This window comes from Celeribacter sp. ULVN23_4 (assembly GCF_054788345.1).
On sequence record NZ_JBTVYO010000005.1, the window covers coordinates 107,800 to 126,493 of the forward strand.

General features: G+C 59.5%; 18 protein-coding genes. 7 read left to right on the forward strand and 11 right to left on the reverse strand.

What is annotated here, in order from left to right; all coding sequences use genetic code 11:
- Positions 1 to 25 precede the first annotated feature (25 nt).
- Positions 26 to 484 (forward strand): c-type cytochrome, encoded by a 459-nt coding sequence (locus ACYBHZ_RS12460; RefSeq protein ID WP_460274609.1) that lies wholly within the window; start codon positions 26 to 28, stop codon positions 482 to 484.
- A 35-nt stretch (positions 485 to 519) separates the two neighbouring features.
- Positions 520 to 1,119 carry a cytochrome b/b6 domain-containing protein gene (locus ACYBHZ_RS12465; protein WP_460274610.1) on the forward strand — a complete coding sequence of 200 codons (600 nt, stop codon included), beginning with the start codon at positions 520 to 522 and terminating at the stop codon, positions 1,117 to 1,119.
- A 75-nt stretch (positions 1,120 to 1,194) separates the two neighbouring features.
- Here ACYBHZ_RS12465 and ACYBHZ_RS12470 read toward each other — a convergent pair whose 3' ends face one another.
- From ACYBHZ_RS12470 to ACYBHZ_RS12480, 3 genes are all read right to left on the reverse strand, one after another.
- On the reverse strand, positions 1,195 to 2,067 hold the full coding sequence (locus tag ACYBHZ_RS12470; RefSeq protein ID WP_460274611.1) for a dioxygenase family protein: 873 nt from the start codon (positions 2,065 to 2,067) through the stop codon (positions 1,195 to 1,197).
- 116 nt (positions 2,068 to 2,183) lie between these two features.
- Complete coding sequence (locus ACYBHZ_RS12475; protein WP_460274612.1) at positions 2,184 to 2,639, reverse strand: Lrp/AsnC family transcriptional regulator; 456 nt, start codon at positions 2,637 to 2,639, stop codon at positions 2,184 to 2,186.
- A complete protein-coding gene (locus tag ACYBHZ_RS12480) occupies positions 2,636 to 3,091 on the reverse strand; it encodes an Lrp/AsnC family transcriptional regulator (protein ID WP_460274613.1) in 456 nt (151 codons plus the stop codon). The genes ACYBHZ_RS12475 and ACYBHZ_RS12480 overlap by 4 nt, the downstream gene beginning before the upstream one ends.
- A gap of 270 nt (positions 3,092 to 3,361) precedes the next feature.
- Here ACYBHZ_RS12480 and ACYBHZ_RS12485 point away from each other — a divergent pair, with 270 nt between their 5' ends.
- The 5 genes from ACYBHZ_RS12485 to ACYBHZ_RS12505 all read left to right on the forward strand — a co-directional run bounded on the left by ACYBHZ_RS12485 (position 3,362) and on the right by ACYBHZ_RS12505 (position 7,765).
- Positions 3,362 to 4,492, forward strand: a complete 1,131-nt coding sequence (locus tag ACYBHZ_RS12485; protein ID WP_460274614.1) for a Hint domain-containing protein — start codon at positions 3,362 to 3,364, stop codon at positions 4,490 to 4,492.
- Between the two features lie 161 nt (positions 4,493 to 4,653).
- Complete coding sequence (ilvC, locus tag ACYBHZ_RS12490; RefSeq protein ID WP_460274615.1) at positions 4,654 to 5,676, forward strand: ketol-acid reductoisomerase; 1,023 nt, start codon at positions 4,654 to 4,656, stop codon at positions 5,674 to 5,676.
- Between the two features lie 69 nt (positions 5,677 to 5,745).
- Positions 5,746 to 6,666 carry a DMT family transporter gene (locus ACYBHZ_RS12495; protein ID WP_460274617.1) on the forward strand — a complete coding sequence of 307 codons (921 nt, stop codon included), beginning with the start codon at positions 5,746 to 5,748 and terminating at the stop codon, positions 6,664 to 6,666.
- 50 nt (positions 6,667 to 6,716) lie between these two features.
- On the forward strand, positions 6,717 to 7,112 hold the full coding sequence (locus ACYBHZ_RS12500) for a hypothetical protein (RefSeq protein ID WP_460274618.1): 396 nt from the start codon (positions 6,717 to 6,719) through the stop codon (positions 7,110 to 7,112).
- 197 nt (positions 7,113 to 7,309) lie between these two features.
- Positions 7,310 to 7,765, forward strand: coding sequence for a hypothetical protein (locus tag ACYBHZ_RS12505; RefSeq protein WP_460274619.1), 456 nt, complete (start codon positions 7,310 to 7,312; stop codon positions 7,763 to 7,765).
- Between the two features lie 79 nt (positions 7,766 to 7,844).
- Here ACYBHZ_RS12505 and glmM read toward each other — a convergent pair whose 3' ends face one another.
- The 8 genes from glmM to ACYBHZ_RS12545 all read right to left on the reverse strand — a co-directional run bounded on the left by glmM (position 7,845) and on the right by ACYBHZ_RS12545 (position 18,571).
- Entirely contained in the window at positions 7,845 to 9,191 is a 1,347-nt protein-coding gene (glmM, locus tag ACYBHZ_RS12510) for a phosphoglucosamine mutase (RefSeq protein ID WP_460274620.1), read from the reverse strand.
- Positions 9,181 to 10,209: a dihydropteroate synthase gene (folP, locus tag ACYBHZ_RS12515; RefSeq protein WP_460274621.1), complete on the reverse strand. Its 1,029-nt coding sequence runs from the start codon at positions 10,207 to 10,209 to the stop codon at positions 9,181 to 9,183. Before folP ends, glmM begins: the two co-directional genes overlap by 11 nt.
- A gap of 1 nt (position 10,210) precedes the next feature.
- On the reverse strand, positions 10,211 to 11,116 hold the full coding sequence (locus ACYBHZ_RS12520) for a dihydroneopterin aldolase (RefSeq protein WP_460274622.1): 906 nt from the start codon (positions 11,114 to 11,116) through the stop codon (positions 10,211 to 10,213).
- A gap of 166 nt (positions 11,117 to 11,282) precedes the next feature.
- Entirely contained in the window at positions 11,283 to 11,966 is a 684-nt protein-coding gene (locus ACYBHZ_RS12525) for a cell wall hydrolase (protein WP_460274623.1), read from the reverse strand.
- A gap of 207 nt (positions 11,967 to 12,173) precedes the next feature.
- On the reverse strand, positions 12,174 to 14,723 hold the full coding sequence (locus ACYBHZ_RS12530; protein WP_460274624.1) for a putative PEP-binding protein: 2,550 nt from the start codon (positions 14,721 to 14,723) through the stop codon (positions 12,174 to 12,176).
- A 135-nt stretch (positions 14,724 to 14,858) separates the two neighbouring features.
- Positions 14,859 to 17,087 (reverse strand): glycine--tRNA ligase subunit beta, encoded by a 2,229-nt coding sequence (gene glyS / locus ACYBHZ_RS12535; RefSeq protein WP_460274625.1) that lies wholly within the window; start codon positions 17,085 to 17,087, stop codon positions 14,859 to 14,861.
- A gap of 3 nt (positions 17,088 to 17,090) precedes the next feature.
- Positions 17,091 to 17,618 (reverse strand): DUF6446 family protein, encoded by a 528-nt coding sequence (locus ACYBHZ_RS12540; protein ID WP_460274626.1) that lies wholly within the window; start codon positions 17,616 to 17,618, stop codon positions 17,091 to 17,093.
- Positions 17,615 to 18,571, reverse strand: coding sequence for a glycine--tRNA ligase subunit alpha (locus tag ACYBHZ_RS12545; protein ID WP_460274627.1), 957 nt, complete (start codon positions 18,569 to 18,571; stop codon positions 17,615 to 17,617). The genes ACYBHZ_RS12540 and ACYBHZ_RS12545 overlap by 4 nt, the downstream gene beginning before the upstream one ends.
- Positions 18,572 to 18,694 lie beyond the last annotated feature (123 nt).

An 18,694-nucleotide genomic window follows, 5' to 3' on the forward strand; every position in this document is an offset into this window, starting at 1 on the left:
GTGACCAGACAGGGACCCCTATCCAATGCGCAAACTTCTCATCTCTTCCGTGATCGTGACCACCGTCGCGACCAGCGCACTCGCGCAATCTCCTTCCGATGTGGCCAAGGCCCGCAAAAGCTATTTCGACCTCATAGGCTTCGAAATGGCCACTCTGGGCGGCATGGCGCAGGGCAAAAACGACTACGACGCCGACACGGCCACGCAAACCGCGAAGGATCTCATGAGCCTCGCCAGCCTGCACAGCGCCGATTATTTCGCGCCCGGCACGTCGAACGACGACCTTCCGGGAGAAACGCGCGCGGAGGCCGCTATCTGGGAAAATATGGATGATTTCAGCGCAAAGGGCATGGCTTTCTATGAAGCCGTCGTCGCCCTTAATGAGGTCGCAGGCAACGGTCTTGACGCACTGCGCCCGGCGGTTGGCAAAGTCGGTGGCTCCTGCAAAGCCTGCCATGACGACTATCGCGCCAAGGATTTCTGATCCGGCCCCAAACGCAAAAGACATGAGGCGAAGCGATGTCGGAACAGCTTGAAAAGACTTATCTCTGGGATCCCGTTGTGCGCGTCTTGCACTGGGCGCTGGTGATCGCGTTTTTCACGGCCTTCGGGCTGGGAAAATTCGGCCCGGACCAGATGACGCTGCATTTCTACGCGGGCTACACCGTGGCCGCGATCGTCGTGCTGCGGGTTCTGTGGGGGTTTTTCGGCTTTTACACTGCGCGCTTCGCCAATTTTGTCAAAGGTCCGGGCAAGATTCTCTCCTATGCACGGACGCTTCCCTCCGCCACACCGTCCCGCTCATACGGGCACAACCCGGTGGGAGCGATCTTTGTCGTCGGCGTGCTGATCGTTCTGGCGATGCAAGTCATGAGCGGGCTTCTCGCGGACCCCGAAGATTACATCAATGTCGGCCCTCTGGCTCAGTACGTCTCAAGCGCCACAACGCGGAAGGCACTGTCACTGCACGAGCCGCTCTCGTTTCTGCTTCTGATCATGGTGCTGGCGCATATCGCCGCAATTCTTTGGTATAAGAAGCGCAAGGGCGAGAACCTCGTCACGCCTATGATCACCGGCTACGCCGAGCTGCCGCCGGAGAAAATCCCGCATCGCGGGTAAGTCTGATGCTCACTCCAGAATGACATGAAAAAGGGCGCTCGCAAGCGCCCCTTTTAAAATCCTCATGCGTCGCAATCAATCCTGCGGCGGCATCGGCGGCATTTCTCCGTCCATACCCCCCGGCCCCATTTCACCCGGCATGGACGGCGGCGTATCAACAACGCGTTCCGCGTCGAAATCAATCGGGATCACAACGGAACCGGCATACCCATCCGCCGGTGTGCCTTCCATTGCCAGCGTCTGCTGGGCGATTTCATCGTCGGTGTTGTCGCCAAAGACATTGTCTCCGGAAATCGAGTTGGCGTCGAGATTTGCGGTGCTGCCCGTATAGTTCTCATCTTCATAGACCAGACGTGCCTGATCTTCCGGGATTGCGATCTGCGCCGTCAGCACGGAGTTTTCGCCCGACACGGCGGCCTCAACGCTTTCAAAGACCTCAAAGTGAATATGCGGCCAGCGCGACGGGTAACAGCCCGGTACGATGGTGGTGAACTTCACCTTGCCCTCGGCATCGGCGATTGCCAGACCGCGCAGCCAGTTGGCCTCAGTGTGGTCGTAGAGGGAATATTTACCCTCCCCGTCACAATGCCAAATGTAAATCGCATAGCCTTCAAGCGGCGTGCAGCCGTCAGCATTCTGAAGCGTCAGCTCAAGTTCCAAAGGCACGCCTTCGACCGATCCTTCGTAATCCCCGAAGGAGGCGCGGATATCTTCTCGCAGGATGCCTTCCTGAAGCAGCGCATTAACGGTCTGACCGTCTTTCACATTGGAACCGTCCGCCGGGTATGGTCCCTGCGTCTCCCAAGGCAATGCAATACATTCGAGGGCGGCGGCCGGAAGCCCGGAGGCAGAAGCGAGGCCCAAACCGCCCATGAAGCTCAGAAAGCGACGGCGGCCGAGAAGTTTCGGAAGGTCATGTTTAAATCCGTGGTCATGGCTGTGCGACATGTGGTGTCTCCTGGCTTATCATTGTCTTTGATACACAAACGCGGCATGGCACCAATTCGGTCGGTCGAATTTATAAAATGAACGTGATGGAACGCATTCGCCCCCGGATGCGTTATCTATAATGGCCCGGGCAGACGCTCTTCAGAGAGCACCACGTTCGCCTCGACATTCCCCACGCCCGGAAGCGTCATGATCCGCCGTCGCAGAACCCTTTCGAAATCGGGCAAGTCCTGCGCGACGACACGGAGCCGGTAATCGAACAGCCCCAAAACGTGCTGCACCGTCTGCACCTCCGGGATCGCACGTACGGCGCGTTCGAAATCCTCAAGACTGACGCGCCCCTTCGTGGCGAGTTTCACCCCCAAGAACACGGTCACACCGAACCCCAGCGCTTCGAGATCGAGATCGACCCGGCGCGCGCCAAAGACGCCCGCCTCGCGCAATCGCTTGATCCGGCGCCATGTCGCAGGCTGGCTCAGCCCCAATTCGCGCCCAAGCGCCCCCGCCGATTGCGTCGCATCCTCGCACAGCGCGCGGATCAGCTGGCGATCCATATCATCGAACTCGATCATAGCGGCACCGACTGACTGTCTTTGATCGTTGCGACCTGCATCAACGCTTCGATATCCGTCATATGCGGCAGGGTCAGAATTTTATCGCGATAAATCCGTTGATAATCCGCCATATTCCGGGCGATCACCAAGAGGCGCGCATCCACCCGACCGAGGAAGGTGCCAATATTGATCACCTCTGGCACCTCGCGCGCCGCAGCGATAAACTCATCGAAAGCACGCGGCTCCGTCTTGTCGAGGGTGATCCGCAAGCTCACCTCCACCGCATAGCCAAGCGCACGCCAATCGACCTCCTCGCGGATCGCTTGGACGACACCGGCCTCGCGCATCCGTTCCAGGCGGCGGATATAGGTCGATTGCGTCATCCCTGCACGCTCCGCCAAAATGGCGACAGAAGCATCCGGGGCGGCCTGCAATTGCCGCAGCAAGCGCCGATCTGTATCATCTACCATAAATTCACCAGATTTCATCTCATATCTGCATAATAAATAACTCGAAACCGAAATTGCACGAAAATTCATACACAGAAGGAAATCCACATCCGCCACTGACCGCAACAGAAGAGAGGCCAGAAAGATACACCCCCAAGCAATCCCAATCCCTTAGAGGCAAATCAAGTTACACATTCCGCTTTTAGACGCTAGTTTCGCCACCAAAACGCCACGAACAAATTCTAACTCGCTCGTTAACCCTCCAATCCACCGCGAACTGCATCGAATTCCATGACCACAACAACGCTTTATGTCTACGAGGTGAGCGCGATCTCAATCGCGACGACAGATGGCGACAGTGTATCTAACGTACTGGAGCGCGCGTTGTGGGGCGACGCTTTCAGCTGGGAAAATCCGAACGATCTCGTTCTGACACTCCCCGAGACCACCACTGCAATCGTCTATGAAGATGAGGATGGTCTGCTTCAGGATGATCCATATTCGGGCAGTAACGTCACAGACCAGACGCTCTCAGAAGAGACAACGCTCAACGGCACAACATATTCGCCGAGCTCCGGCACTGTCAGATGGGCGAGCCCCTCCCCGGTCACAGTTGAAAGCGAGTATAGCGTAGAGCTTCTCGGCTCCGACGGCATCACCTATACGCTGGTCGGGATCTCCATCACCACAGGATATGACACGGAAGTCGTCGGCGTCGCCTTTGATGGCGCCCAGCCCCCTGCGGGCGTGACGCTGACCTATATTCAAGGCAATTCAACCTACCAAAGTAACGGCCCAGAGCTTGCCCCCTCTCCGACGGTCCCCTGCTTCACCGTGGGCACAAAAATCTCGACCCCAGACGGCGACGTGCCGATTGAACGCCTTAAGGCTGGGGATCTTGTTGTAACGCTCGATCACGGCCCCCAGCCCATTCTTTGGATCGGGCGCAGCACCGTTGATGGCCGCGGGAAACTCGCGCCGATCCTGATTGAAGCGGGCGCGCTCGGAAATCGCAATCGCTTGCGCATCTCCCCCAACCACCGCCTCCTTTTAAGCGGCGCGGATGTCGAGCTTCTGTTTGGCCAAGACACTGTATTCTCTCCTGCGAAAGCGCTGGTGAATGATTGCACCATCAGACCAACGCCCTGCCGCCGCGTGACCTATATCCACCTGCTACTGAGCGAACATGAAGTTATCTTCGCGGAAGGCGTCATGACAGAAAGCCTTCTGACCGGACCAATGGCGATGAGCGCCATGAATGACGAGGCGCGTGAAGAGCTCGTCGAAATCTTCGGCGATACGCTCCCTTCCACTGACATGCTGTGCCGTCCGGAAATCAACATGACAGAGGCAGCGGCGCTTCGCGCACCCGCGACAGCGAGTCATCTACAGCACAAGCGGAATTTCACGAGCCTGGCCTGACCTCAAGGCCCCACAGGCATGCATGAAAGAATGATTTTCTCGTAAAATTTTCCAATTACGAATGAATACACATCAAAAATCGTAAAATTTCGACATTATGCACCCCTCATAAACGAGATTGGCGTATTTTCCCTTCGAGACAAATCAGAAGGAGCGCCGATATGCGCGTTTATTACGATCGCGATTGCGATGTGAACATCATCAAAGACAAGAAAGTTGCCATCCTGGGCTACGGCTCCCAAGGCCACGCCCACGCGCTCAACCTGCGCGACTCCGGCGCGAAAAACCTTGTCGTCGCACTGCGTGAAGGCTCCCCGTCCGCGAAAAAAGCCGAAGCTGAAGGCCTCACCGTGATGGGCATCGCCGAAGCCGCTGCTTGGTGTGACGTGATCATGTTCACCATGCCCGACGAGTTGCAGGCCGAAACCTACAAAAAATACGTCCACGACAACCTGAAGCCGGGTTCCGCGATTGCATTCGCCCACGGCCTCAACGTGCACTTCGGCCTGATCGAGCCGAAAGAAGGCGTCGACGTGATCATGATGGCACCGAAAGGCCCGGGGCACACCGTGCGTGGCGAATACACCAAAGGCGGCGGCGTGCCCTGCCTTGTGGCTGTTGACAGCGACGCAACCGGCAAAGCGCTGGAAATCGGCCTGTCCTACTGCTCCGCCATCGGTGGCGGCCGTTCGGGCATCATCGAAACCAACTTCCGCGAAGAGTGTGAAACCGACCTCTTCGGCGAACAAGCTGTGCTCTGCGGCGGCCTCGTCGAACTGATCCGCGCCGGTTTCGAAACGCTGGTCGAAGCCGGTTACGCACCGGAAATGGCCTATTTCGAATGTCTGCACGAAGTGAAGCTGATCGTCGACCTGATCTACGAAGGCGGCATCGCGAACATGAACTACTCCATCTCCAACACGGCGGAATACGGCGAATACGTCTCCGGTCCGCGCGTGGTGCCTTACGAAGCCACCAAAAAGGCGATGAAAGAAGTTCTGACCGACATTCAGACCGGCAAATTCGTGCGTGACTTCATGCAGGAAAACGCTGTCGGCCAACCGTTCTTCAAAGGCACCCGTCGCATCAACGACGAGCACCTCATTGAACAAACCGGTGAGAAACTGCGCGGCATGATGCCGTGGATCACCGCTGGCAAAATGGTGGACAAAGAGCGCAACTAAGCGCTACGTCCAAAAGAGACGAAAGGCCCCGGCGCATGCGTCGGGGCTTTTTTATTTTATAAGGTTCATATGTCTCCGCTTCCAAACATCACCCCCGCCTCATGGATCATGGTCGGCATTCTCGGCTTTGTCTGGGGCTCGACCTTCATGGTGATCGAGATCGCCCTCGTCGGCATCTCCCCCTTCTGGCTCGCCACCTTCCGCCTCGCCATCGCGGCGATCGTCATGGCGGCCTTCTGGGGCGTAGACGGATTTAAAATGGGGACGGACCCGGAGAACAAGCCGCATCCTATGGCGCTGATCTGGGCCGGGGCATTCTCCTCCGCCATTCCCTTCCTGCTCCTGAACTGGGGCCAGCAATATGTGACCTCCGGTTTCGCAGGCACCTCCATGGCCGCAGTGCCGCTGGTCGTCCTGCCGATGGCGCATTTCATGGTCGTGGGAGAACGTCTCACCATCCGCTCCGTAATCGGGGTCGCCCTCGGTTTTATCGGGGTGTTCCTCCTTGTGGGACAGGATGCTCTGCACAGCTCCGGCGCTGATCTTGAATTCTGGGGCCGCATGGCCTGCCTGACCGTTGCGTTCTGCTATGCCCTGAACTCGATCACCATCCGGCGTCTGCCGCCGATCGACTCGACCGCGCTGACAACGATCATGATGGCCAGCGGCGCGCTCATCACCCTGCCCTTTTCCCTCATCGCCGAAGGGCTGCCGGGCCTGCCGCCGCTCAAAGCCTTTGTCGCCTTGATCTTCCTCGGCGTGGTCTCGACCGCCGCGATGAACCAGCTCCGGGTTTTGGTCATCCGCTCCGCGGGACCGACTTTCATGACATTGGTGAATTACCAAGTGCCGGTCTGGTCCGTGGTTCTTGGCGCAAAGATATTGGGCGAACCGCTGCCGCCCACATTGCTGATCGCTCTGGCCCTAATCCTCGGCGGCGTTGCCATTTCGCAATGGCCTGTGGTGAAACGCATTTTCGTACAACCCTGACTTGCAGAGCGCCCTCAATCGTGAACAGATGAGGCAAAAGAGGTTCCCGCATGACCGAACATGACGACCACATCCCCGCTGATCTCACTCCAGAGAATGAAAACGAGATCGAGGCCGAACGCGCTCGTATGTTCACCTTTGGCTTTTGGAAAAGCCTTCTGGCCGGGCGCGAGGGCATGGGCGATACGTTCTGGGCGGGCAACTACCTTGCCGCTTTGTTTTTCGTGCCGATCTACGTTCTTCTGATCGCGATCCCGCCGCTCTACGGGCTGATCCCCGTGGTGTTCATTCTGTTCGGGATTTACCTGCTTTTTGTCGCGCGCGCGGTCTGGCTCGCCAAGCCCAAGGGCAATTCCGGCATGGGGTGGAAGATCTTCGGCGTGATCTGGACCCTGATGAACGCCGCCATGTCGCTCGCCTACACGCCGTTCACAGGCGGCTCTTAAAGCGTTTATCGTTTAATCTGAAATCAGATTGTGCGAGAAGCGTTGCCACACTGAATTGATATTGCTGCGTTTCTCAAAAATTGAGTGCCTCAAGTTTTTTGAGAAACGCTTTAACCGCACGAACGCCTTACGCACGCCTTATTTTCCCGCCAACCAGAACCCCACCCCAGATCGCACAGCCAAATCTCACGAGACCCATGAAGATAAAAGCAGCCCTCACCGCCCTCCTCCTGTCCTCCAGCCCTGCCTTGGCCGACGGGCTTGCCCCCGACTACGCCATGATCCCGCTCGCCTCGCACCATTATGGCGACTGGGGCAAAGAGCACGGTGACGATTTCAACGAGTTCAATCCGGGGCTGATGCTCACATGGGCCGATCGCGCCTATGGGCTGGATTACACAGTCGGTGCCTATCGCGACAGCATGTCCGACACCTCGGTCCACCTGTCTGCCGCAAAGATGTGGGACATCGGGGAACATGCCCAAGCCGGGATCGTGGGGGCTTACATCCACTCCTTTGGCGATGGCTACACGGGCTTCGCGCCCTCTATTCAGGTTGGTTACAAATACTTCTTCATCAATGCTGCGACCGGCTATGACGATGACATTTACGGCGTCATCTCGACCGGTATCGTCATCCCGCTCGGGCGCTGAGGCTTAGACAAAGCGTGTCTTGATTTAAAAAAGGCGGCTCCAAAAGCCGCCTTTCTTGTCTCATTCGAACAGTTTGACCTTAACGCGTTGCGGCCTGAACCGCCTCGACAACGCTGTCTACCGCCATGTTCAAAGTAGCCTCGTCAACACTTTCCGCCATCACACGGATCAATGGCTCCGTACCGGACTTGCGGATCAGGAGCCGCCCGTTGCCGTTCAGCTTGATCTCTGCATCGGAAATCGCCGCCTTCACCTGTGCGTCGTCCAAGGGCGCCTGCCCCGTGCCATAGCGCACGTTTTTCAAAAGCTGCGGCACCGGCTCGAACACCTGCGCCAGCTCGGAAGCTTTCTTACCCGTCTCGACCATGGCCGCGAGGAATTGCAGCCCTGCGAGCAGCCCGTCGCCCGTGGTCGCATAGTCGGTCATTACGATATGCCCGGATTGCTCTCCGCCAAGGTTGAAACCGCCCTGCCGCATCCGCTCGACCACATAGCGGTCGCCCACGGCGGTGCGCTCAAGACGCAGGCCTTCGGCCTCAAGGAAGCGCTCCAACCCGAGATTAGACATCACGGTCGCGACCAAGGCCCCGCCCGCCAGCTTGCCCTGATCGGCCCAGCTTTTCGCCATCAGCCCCATGAGCTGATCACCATCGGCCACCTGCCCGCGCTCATCGAGGATCATCACCCGATCCGCATCACCATCGAGGCAGATGCCGACATCGGCACCATGGTCCAAAACCGCCTCAGCAGCGGTCTGCACATAGGTCGAACCACAGTGATCGTTGATGTTGTTGCCGTTCGGCGCTGTCCCGATTGCGATGACCTCTGCCCCAAGCTCCCACAACACCTCAGGCGCGGTGCGATAGGCGGCCCCGTTGGCGCAGTCGATGACGATTTTCAGCCCTTGCAAGGTCATGCCACGCGGCAAGGTGGATTTCACCCGCTCATTGTAGCGGAAACGCCCGTCGTCGATCCGCTTGGCACGCCCGATGTTGGCGGCCTGTGCGGGCTCAACGCCCTCTTCCATCAGCCGCTCAATCTCGCTCTCAGCCTCATCCGACAGCTTGAACCCGTCGGGACCAAAGAACTTGATGCCATTGTCCTCAGCCGGGTTGTGCGAGGCGGAAATCATCACGCCGACATCCGCGCGCATCGAGGTGGTCAGCATCCCGACCGCCGGCGTCGGCACCGGTCCGAGCAGGAAGACGTTCATCCCGGTAGAGGTAAAACCCGCCGTCATCGCGGTCTCGAACATATAGCCCGACAGACGCGTATCCTTGCCGATCACGACGCGGTGCGCGCGAGAACCATCACGCCGGAAATAGCGCCCCGCAGCCGCCCCGAGTTTCAGCGCCATTTCGGCCGTCATCGGATGGCTATTGGCGCGCCCGCGCACCCCGTCCGTGCCAAAGAATTTACGCGTCATAAACGCCTCCCACACCCGTCGCCGCCTGCCAGAGAGCAAGCGCCTGTTTCGTCTCTTTAAAATCATGCACCCGGTGGATTTGCACACCCTGTCCGAGCGCCGCCAGTGTCACCGCAATCGTGCCCGGCGCCCGATCCTGCGGCGCGGGGGCTTTGCCGATCTTGCCGATAAAGCCTTTGCGCGACACGCCCAGGAGGATGCCGCAGCCCAAAGCGTGGAACAGCGAAATCCGCTCCAGAAGCGCAAGGTTGTGTGCCACCGTCTTGCCAAAGCCGATGCCCGGATCGACGAGGATTTGACCGCGTGGGATGCCTGCTGCTTCTGCAACCGCGATCCGTTCTTCGAGAAAGTCATACACGTCGAGCAGCACATTGTCGTATTGCGGTGCGTCCTGCATCACCTCGGGATCGCCCTGCGCATGCATGAGGCAGACGGGCGCGCCCGCCTCGGCGCTCACACACGCCAGATCGGGGTCATGCGTGAAGGCATAGACATCGTTCACAAGGCTCGCCCCGGCTTTAAGCGCCGCGTCGGCCACCGATGCTTTGCGCGTATCGATGGAGATCGGCACGGAACTGATCTTGCGAATGGCCGCGATCACGGGGACGGTGCGGGCGATTTCCTCGTCTACGGGCACATAATCCGCGCCGGGACGTGTGCTCTCCCCGCCGATGTCGATGATCTCGACCCCGTCGGCCAGCATCTCCCGCACCTGCGCCAACGCCGCCTCGGGGCGGTTGAACTTGCCACCATCGGAAAAGCTGTCCGGCGTCACGTTGAGAATGCTCATCACCGCAGGTTTGCTCAGATCAAGCCCCGCAACAGCGGTCCGCGGCGCAGTCAGGCGCTCAACCGTTTCTTCATCAAGCTCGGAGACTGGCAAAATCTCCGGCGGCGCATCGCGGCGCATCCGTTCCACATGGCTGAACCATGCCCAACCGCCCGCCAGCGTCAGAGCGCCTTCGGGGCGCGCCGGGTCGCAGCTTGGGATTGGACGGTCGTAATACGCCTGTGCCATCTCAGGACAGCTCCACCGCCGCGTTCGGATCGCGCGTCTCCGCGCCTTCGATCTGTGTCGTTCCAAGGCTCAAAACTTGGGTCGCCGACAGTTCCTCGGCAAGCCAGGCGACCATCTCCGCAATGCCGCCCTTCGGCCCGTGCACCGCATCAAGCACAAGTTTGGACGGCGCCCAGACAGAGATTTGCCCGTGCTTCATCGCCCAATCCAATTCGGTCCGGCTGGCGCGCACGACACAGCGGGCATCGCGCCCTGCAAGAACCCATGCGTTCTGTTCCATCGCCAAAAGGTCGATCCGTCGTTGCGCGGCCTTGTGCGCCGCTTTCGGCCATTCGCCGAACGGCAGGCCCACGGTCAGGATCACCGGGCGCGGATCGGCGTCAAGCGCGTCAATCCATGCGGTCAGCTTGGTACTGGCCAGTGCTTCTTCTCCAAGATGCACGATCAGCGGATGCGGCACCGGCGCTTCCATCGCTTCGGCCCGCCCGACCTGATCGACGCTGCGCACGATCTCGACACCCAAAGCGCCGGGACCACGGTCCAGCTTTTCGACACGCACGAACACGCGGAAAGCACGCGGTTCGGTCAGGATACGTTCTGCAATGCGTTCAGCGAGGGTTTCAAGCAGGTTAAGACGCTCCGCCTCCAGCTCGGTATGGATGGCCTCAGTCAACCGGTCATAGGACAGAATGCGGTCCACATCGTCATCAATCGGCCCGGAGACCGGCGTCAACTCGACCACGATGTTGAAGGAAACCCGTTGGCGCACACCGCGCTCGGCCTGAAAGGCACCGATCTCCACATCGACCACATGGTCACGCAGAGAAATCCGGTCGAGCGGCGCATCATCGGACGTGGCGAGCGCGCGGGCTTCTGGATGCTCAAACGCTTGTCTGATTTCGGACATTTATGGTCCCTTTTGAAAGTTCGGCCCTTGCTACCGCTTTGGCGCTGGCGGGCCAAGTCCCAATCGTCCCTCCCGAAGTCAGAGCCTTAGAACGGCAAAACCCCGCCGTTTTCACAGCGGGGTTTGAAACAATTCTGTGATTGCCGCGTTGAGTTCTGTGCGGGCGTTATGCCTGCGGCATGCGGTAGAACATATGCACACCGATCTGGGCCGTCTTGGCGAATTTGCGCGCCCAACGGGGATGCACGGCATTGGTGTGATAGTGGGTTGCGCCCTGCGTCAAAGCACGTGACCCGCCATCGAGCATGAGACGGGCCACTTTCGCGACCTGTTCAAATGCGGCCTTCTCGCGGATCACATCGGAGTAGCCGTCACACGTGTAAGTGAACTGGCACTGATATTTCTTGCCCGTGCCCTGATGGACCACACCGCAGACGGTGTTCGGGAAGGACGTCGAGTTCACACGGTTCAGGATCACTTCCGCAACCGCGAACTGGCCTTTCACGCTCTCCCCGCGCGCTTCGAAATAAAGCGCCTCGGACAGGCATTGCCATTGCTCGTCGCCGGTCGCCACAGGACGGCTCGCGAGGAACGCTTTGGTGTACTCGATCTTCTTCGGCGCTGCGGATTTCGGCTTGAAGCTTTGCAGCAAGCGTTCAATCGCATCGGAGCCGACGTTCTCCATACCATCACGCTCCTGATCGAGAAGCGCGTTCAGTTCCATACCGAGCACAAGGTTCGGATCATTCGAATGGCTTACGGTCACCTCGGCCTGAGCCGTACCGGAAAACGCAAAAAAGCCGAGCGTGGCCAGAAGCGCGAACGCTTTGAGCCTAGCTAAGGGGGTCATAAGGGTTATCCCTCCATTGCACCCCTCAATCGGGGCCTCACGGGTGGTTTCAGCAGCGGGACATAGGAGGATTTTGCCAAAAGGTCCACCCCGGGGCGTTTTTCGAGGTTTCCAGCGCGTCAAGCAAAAGGCGCAGAGACGCACTCAGACGCGCAGAATTTGGCATCTGAGAGCCTTTATTTTCAGCAGTTTGTCATAGCCCTGTGGTCATTTTGCCTCTTCGGCAACAAGTTGCGCAGCGGCCAGCCGCGCTACGGGCACCCGAAACGGCGAACAGGACACGTAATCGAAGCCCGCAGCCCGACAAAACGCGATTGATTCGGGGTTGCCGCCGTGTTCACCACAAACTGCAACGGTCAGATCGGGACGGATCGCCCGTCCCCGCTCTGCGCCGATTTTGAGGAGTTCGCCGACCCCTTCGAAATCCAGCGTATGGAACGGGTCTTCCGGGAACACCCCCTGTTGAACATAAGCGTTCATAAAGCGTCCGGCATCGTCGCGGGACAGGCCGTAAGCCATCTGGGTCAGGTCGTTCGTGCCGAAGGACAGGAAAGCCGCACTCTGCGCGATGTCCCCGGCCCGCAACGCGGCGCGCGGCGTTTCGACCATGACACCGAGGCGATAGGTGAAATCCGCGCCCGTCTCATTGCGCACGGCAGCGGCCACACCATCGATCTGGGTTTTGACCAGCTCCACCTCGCGTTTCGCCGACACCAGAGGGATCATGATCTCCGGCACCACCGGCGCACCGTGTTTGCTGGCCTCAATCGTGGCCTCGAAAATCGCGCGCGCCTGCATCTCGTAGATCTCCGGAAAAGTGATCCCAAGACGCACTCCGCGCATGCCGAGCATCGGGTTGAATTCGGACAGCCACTCTATGCGGCGGGTCACATCAGAGAGCGGCAGATCGAGCGCTTCGGCCAGATCTTTGGCCCCTTCGCGATCGGACGGCAGGAATTCATGGAGCGGTGGATCGAACAGGCGAATGCAGACCGGAAGCCCTTCCATGATCCTAAAAAGCTCAATGAAGTCAGATCTTTGCATCGGCAACAACCGTGCGATAGCTTCGGCGCGATCTTCGTGTTTCGCGGCGAAAATCATCTCCCGCATCACGGTCAGACGGTCGCCTTCGAAGAACATATGTTCCGTCCGGCAAAGCCCGATCCCCTGCGCCTTGAAGTTCCGGGCGGCCGAGGCGTCGGCGGGTGTATCGGCGTTGGCGCGCACCCCGATATCGCGGATCGCGTCGGCCCAATCCATCAGGGTCACATACCAATGATCCTTCACCGGCGGCAGCATCCGAACCGCGCCCATAAGCGCCTCCCCTGCCGAGCCGTCGAGCGTGAGCACGTCGCCCTCCTCAAGCTTGCGGCCATCGGCCAGCGTCAGGGTATGTTCGCGGGAATTGATCCGGATCGACGCACCGACGACACAGGGGACGCCCATGCCGCGCGCAATCACCGCCGCGTGCGAGGTGACCCCGCCGCGCTCAGTCAGGATACCGACAGAGGAATGCATGCCGCGAATGTCCTCGGGCGTGGTTTCACGCCGCACAAGGATACAAGGCTCGCCCCGCGCTTCATAAGTCTGTGCCACCGTCGAGTTGAACACGATCCGCCCGACAGCACCGCCCGGCGAGGCGGCGATCCCCTTGGCCAGAACATCGCGTTTGTCCGTCGGGTCGACCTGTTGGTGCAACAATTCGGTCAGAGAGCGGGCAGGAACGCGCAAGATCGCCTCTTCGCGCGGAATGATACCGTCTTCCGCCAGTTCCACCGCGATCCGCAACGCCGCTCGTGACCCGCGCGGCACACGCACCGCATCAAGGATAAAGAGCTTGCCCTCGGAAATGGTGAATTCCACCTGCATCTCTTCGCGCAGCCGCGTGCGGCAAAGACGGGTCATCTCCAGAAGGCGCTCAAATAGCGCGGGCTGTGTCTCTTCCAAAGACGGACCACGGCTGTCGCTGGTCAGGTAAAAGACATCCTCGCCCGGCGCCGCACTGACGGCATCGCGCCCCTGCGATTGCCGCATGTACCGGCCTTTGACCTTCGGCATCCCGCTGACTTCATCGACGAGCTGAATAACACCCGCACCGCTTTCGCCGGCCCCAAGCCCGAGCGCCATGCTTTGTACGATCAGCCCGAGCCCCGCGTCCGCAGGTGCGCCCTTGGCTTGTCGCAAAAGCCGCGCGGTCGTGCCTTCCCAAGCGCGCGCCATGGAGCGCAGCACTTGACCGAGCTGATGCGCCGGGTCTTGCGGGAAAGGATCGTCGGTTTCATCCTCATGCGCCTGAAGCGCCGATTTGAGCGCCTCGCTCACAGGAACAGAGGCGTCAAATTCGAACAATTCCGGGTCAAGCCGTTCGACATGCACCGCGAAAGCTTGCACAAATCGAAGATATAATGTGTCTGCCGCCTCGGCCCCGTGGCTTTTCACCAACTCGGCATGACGCTCATCATTCATCCCGATATTCAGAACAGCGCCCGGCCCACCCCAATCGGGGTCCTCCGACGACGGGCGCACGGAGAGCAAGGGCGCATCCCCAAAGACACGCAAGAGCGCTTTGATATCAAAGCCCTGCCCTTCCGCGAGCCGATGGACGGAGTCAAAGGACAGGGCCACGGTTTCAGGCACGGGGAGATCAAGGCGGATCAACCGTTGCAGGCATTTTGCACGCCCGCCATGGGTCTTCACCGCGATCGGAGCGACGCGGCGGATACGGGTAAACCCAAGGATATCGCTCTCTTGCTGCACTGCGGCACCTCCCTTTGCCGAAACGCTACGCCGCCAAACCGCGTGAGCGCAACCATTAAGCTTAATGGAGTGCAGAATTGGCGGGAAACCGTTGCCGCGAAGTTAACACGGCAACGGGATCAGATCAGCGTTCGATCAGCTTTCAATCCGCGCCAGATCGGCCACGGAGAGGCAAATCTCACGGATACGGCCCAGAAGGTTCAGACGATTACGGCGCACGATATCGTTGTCGGAATTGACCTGAACCGCTTCAAAGAACGCATCGACAGAGGGGCGCATGGCGGCCATGGCTTCCATCGCGGTGGTGAAGTCCTCGACCTTCATCGCGGGCTTGATCGCATCTTCGGCGGTATCGAGCGCGGCAAACAGCGCTTTCTCTTCCTCGGTTTCGGCGAATTTGATGTCCGGGCCAAAGCTGTATTCGACGCCGTCCTTCTCTTCGGCCTGCGTCAGAATGTTATTGGCGCGTTTGAAGCCTTGGATCAGGTTGGTGCCATCTTCGGTGTCCAGCATCGCCTGTAGCGCGCGGGCACGTTTGACCAGCAGCGTGATGTCATCCGTGCCGTCCATCGCGAGACAGGCGTCGATCACGTCGTGGCGAATGCCCTCGTCGCGCAAGAAAACTTTCAGGCGGTCGTGGAAGAAGGACAGCAGATCGTCGGACGTGTCAGGCACGCCACCCGCCACCGATTTCACGGCGTCTTTCTGCTCGTCCGACAGCTTGTCGGAAATCGCATCGAAAGCCGCACCGAAAACGCCATGCTCGGCGATCTCGTCGAGGATGTCCTTAAGCGTATCGATCACACCGTCATTCTCATCGGCCGTCGCGATCTTATGCGCCAGAAGCTGGCTGTCGATGAAACGGTCCAGATGCAGACGCACGTCATTGGTGATCAGCAACCGGATCACCCCAAGCGCGGCACGGCGCAGCGCGAACGGGTCTTTCGAGCCGGTCGGCTTTTCGTCGATGGCCCAGAAGCCCGTAAGCGTGTCGAGCTTGTCCGCCAGAGCGACGGCCACGGAAACCGGCTCGGTCGGCACATCGTCGGACGGGCCGAGCGGCGAATAGTGGTCGCGGCAGGCATCGGCCACGGCCTCCGGCAGACCGGCTTTCAGCGCATAGTAACGGCCCATGATGCCCTGCAGTTCCGGGAACTCGTAGACCATCTCGGAGGACAGGTCGGCCTTGGCCACTTTTGCGGCAAGCGCCGCATCGCCCTTCTTCGCACCAACGATGGGCGCGATGTCATGGGCAAGCTGAGCGATCCGGGCAATCCGTGCGCCTTGCGAGCCGAGTTTGTTGTGGAAGGTGACATTAGAAAGCGGGGCGGCCATCGCCTCCAGCCCCTCGCGCTCCACCGTGCGCACATCGTTTTCCCAGAAGAATTTCGCATCCGAGAGACGCGCGGAAAGCACTTTCTGGTTCCCGGCAAGGATGGTCGCGCCATTGTCCGCGGTTTCGCGGTTGGCAACCGTGACAAATTTCTCGATGCGGCCCGTTTTCGGATTGCGCACGGAGAAGAATTTCTGGTGCTCTTTCATCGAGGTCTGAAGCACTTCCGGCGGCAGGCCGAGGAAGTCTTCGCCAATCTCGCCCATCAGAACAACCGGCCATTCGACAAGCCCGGCGACCTCGGCCAGAAGCCCTTTGTCTTCAACAACTTCCAACCCTTGCGCAAAGGCTTGGTTGGTGGCGTCGTGCCAGATGTGATCGGCGCGCTCTTGCGGATCGAGGATCACAAAATGCTGTTTCAGCTTGGCGGCATAGTCCTCAAAGGAGGACACGGTGAAGGTTTTCGGCGCCATGAAACGGTGACCAAAAACGGTGTTGCCAGAGGTGATCCCGTCGATGTCGAGCGGCACGATCTCTGCGCCGTCTTCTTTCGACAGGATGCAGACGATGGAATGCAGCGGGCGCACCCATTTCAGGCTGCCAGCGCCCCAACGCATGGATTTTGGCCACGGGAAATTGCGCACGGTCGCTTCGAGCACCTCGGCGACGATCTCCGCCGCCGGACGGCCCGGCTTGGTGATCTTGGCGAAATAGGCCTGACCTTTTTTCTCGTCACGAATTTCGAGATCGTCCATCGTGACCCCAGCCCCACGCAGGAAGCCTTCCAGAGCTTTCTCAGGCGCACCGACGCGCGGACCTTTGCGTTCCTCAACCGTGGTCGGGCTTTCCGCAAGCAGGCCTTCGACCGAGAGCACAAGACGGCGCGGCGTCGCGAATGCGCCAGCGCTGGCATAGGTCAAACCGGCTTCGACCAGACCGTCGGTGATGAGTTTCTTCAAATCCTCGGAAGCGCGTTTTTGCATCCGCGCCGGGATTTCTTCGGAGAACAGCTCGATCAGCAAGTCAGGCATGGGTCAGTTTCCTTCAGGTGCGGGCGGACAGCCCGCGGGGGCGGGCTCGCCGTCGAACACGGCCTCCCCGCAACGGTTGATCTGGTTCCAGGCATAGCCGCGCCCATCAGGATAGACGGCGACGACACGGTCAATGCCATATTCAATATTTTCCTGCCCCAAAAAGGCGACGGCCCGTCCGGATTCGATATCTGCGCCAATGCGCTTGGCGTCGAAACAAGAGAACCAATGCGGTGCCACCAGAGGTTCGGGGCGCACATAGGGCTGAAAGGTTTCGGTCATCATCGCGACCGAAAGAGGCGTCATGAAACAGGCGCGAAACTTGATCGGCGAGGTGTCGGCATCGATCCCTTCGAACTTCTCCGCGAGAAGATCCTCGGAAATGCCGGCAAATGTGGTCGCATGAATCTCGGCGACCGGCGCAGACGCGTCCAGTCGCTCGTAATAGGCGTGAACCTGCGTGTAATACAGGCCCGCTCCAAAGACGATTGCGAGCACCACAATAAACCCTGCGATCAGCTTGCCATTCATGCGCTCTCCGCCTCGGGCATCCAGCCGCCTGCGGTGGTCTGCACAAAGGCATCGGCACAGGCTTTCGCCAGCGCCCGCACGCGCCCGATATAGGCCTGACGTTCGGTAACGGAGATCACGCCCCGCGCATCCAAGAGGTTGAAAAGGTGAGACGCCTTGATGCACTGGTCATAGGCCGGGTGCACCATGATGATACGCTTGCCGGTTTTCGGGTCTTCCGCCGGGTTCGCCAGAAGCGCGTGGCATTCTGCCTCCGCCTCTTCGAAATGCTTGAGCAGCACTTCGGTGTTGGCGGCGTCGAAGTTGTGACGGGAATATTCTTCCTCGGTCTGCTTGAAAACATCGCCATAGCTCAGCGGGATCGGCGCGCTCGGATCGTTGAACGGCATGTTCATCACATGGTCGATCCCGAGAACATACATCGCCAGACGCTCAAGCCCGTAGGTCAGCTCGCCGGAGACGGGTTTACAGTCATGGCCGCCGACCTGTTGGAAATAGGTGAACTGAGACACTTCCATGCCGTCACACCAAACTTCCCAACCGAGGCCCCAAGCGCCAAGCGTCGGGCTTTCCCAGTCGTCTTCCACGAAACGAATGTCGTGCAGATCGGTATCGATGCCGATTGCTTTCAGGGAGCCGAGATAGAGGTCCTGCAAATCCGGCGGCGACGGTTTGATCAGCACCTGATACTGGTAGTAGTGCTGCAGACGGTTCGGGTTCTCACCATAGCGCCCGTCGGTCGGACGGCGCGAGGGCTGTACATAGGCCGCAGCCCATGCGGTCGTGCCCAAAGAGCGCAGCGTCGTCGCCGGGTGGAACGTGCCCGCACCCACTTCCATGTCATAGGGCTGCAAAATGGCGCAACCGCGTGCGGCCCAATAGCTTTGAAGCCTCAGGATGATCTCCTGAAAAGAACGTGGTTTCTCGACACTCACGGAGGGGGACAGGGACATGGGTTCTTTCGCCAATTCTGCTGGTCAAACGCGGGCACATCCCTAGCCGGACCCGGCAAGGGCGTCAATGACAAGGGGGCGCTGAGCGCAGATTCAAGGCCAGATTCCGCGGCGATTTCCGAT

Bases quoted from the DNA above. Each gene is read 5' to 3' on its own strand.
- ACYBHZ_RS12460 (WP_460274609.1), top strand. From the start codon at position 26: ATGCGCAAACTTCTCATCTCTTCCGTGATCGTGACCACCGTCGCGACC.
- ACYBHZ_RS12465 (WP_460274610.1), top strand. From the start codon at position 520: ATGTCGGAACAGCTTGAAAAGACTTATCTCTGGGATCCCGTTGTGCGC.
- ACYBHZ_RS12470 (WP_460274611.1), bottom strand. From the start codon at position 2,067: ATGTCGCACAGCCATGACCACGGATTTAAACATGACCTTCCGAAACTT.
- ACYBHZ_RS12475 (WP_460274612.1), bottom strand. From the start codon at position 2,639: ATGATCGAGTTCGATGATATGGATCGCCAGCTGATCCGCGCGCTGTGC.
- ACYBHZ_RS12480 (WP_460274613.1), bottom strand. From the start codon at position 3,091: ATGGTAGATGATACAGATCGGCGCTTGCTGCGGCAATTGCAGGCCGCC.
- ACYBHZ_RS12485 (WP_460274614.1), top strand. From the start codon at position 3,362: ATGACCACAACAACGCTTTATGTCTACGAGGTGAGCGCGATCTCAATC.
- ilvC (WP_460274615.1), top strand. From the start codon at position 4,654: ATGCGCGTTTATTACGATCGCGATTGCGATGTGAACATCATCAAAGAC.
- ACYBHZ_RS12495 (WP_460274617.1), top strand. From the start codon at position 5,746: ATGTCTCCGCTTCCAAACATCACCCCCGCCTCATGGATCATGGTCGGC.
- ACYBHZ_RS12500 (WP_460274618.1), top strand. From the start codon at position 6,717: ATGACCGAACATGACGACCACATCCCCGCTGATCTCACTCCAGAGAAT.
- ACYBHZ_RS12505 (WP_460274619.1), top strand. From the start codon at position 7,310: ATGAAGATAAAAGCAGCCCTCACCGCCCTCCTCCTGTCCTCCAGCCCT.
- glmM (WP_460274620.1), bottom strand. From the start codon at position 9,191: ATGACGCGTAAATTCTTTGGCACGGACGGGGTGCGCGGGCGCGCCAAT.
- folP (WP_460274621.1), bottom strand. From the start codon at position 10,209: ATGGCACAGGCGTATTACGACCGTCCAATCCCAAGCTGCGACCCGGCG.
- ACYBHZ_RS12520 (WP_460274622.1), bottom strand. From the start codon at position 11,116: ATGTCCGAAATCAGACAAGCGTTTGAGCATCCAGAAGCCCGCGCGCTC.
- ACYBHZ_RS12525 (WP_460274623.1), bottom strand. From the start codon at position 11,966: ATGACCCCCTTAGCTAGGCTCAAAGCGTTCGCGCTTCTGGCCACGCTC.
- glyS (WP_460274625.1), bottom strand. From the start codon at position 17,087: ATGCCTGACTTGCTGATCGAGCTGTTCTCCGAAGAAATCCCGGCGCGG.
- ACYBHZ_RS12540 (WP_460274626.1), bottom strand. From the start codon at position 17,618: ATGAATGGCAAGCTGATCGCAGGGTTTATTGTGGTGCTCGCAATCGTC.
- ACYBHZ_RS12545 (WP_460274627.1), bottom strand. From the start codon at position 18,571: ATGTCCCTGTCCCCCTCCGTGAGTGTCGAGAAACCACGTTCTTTTCAG.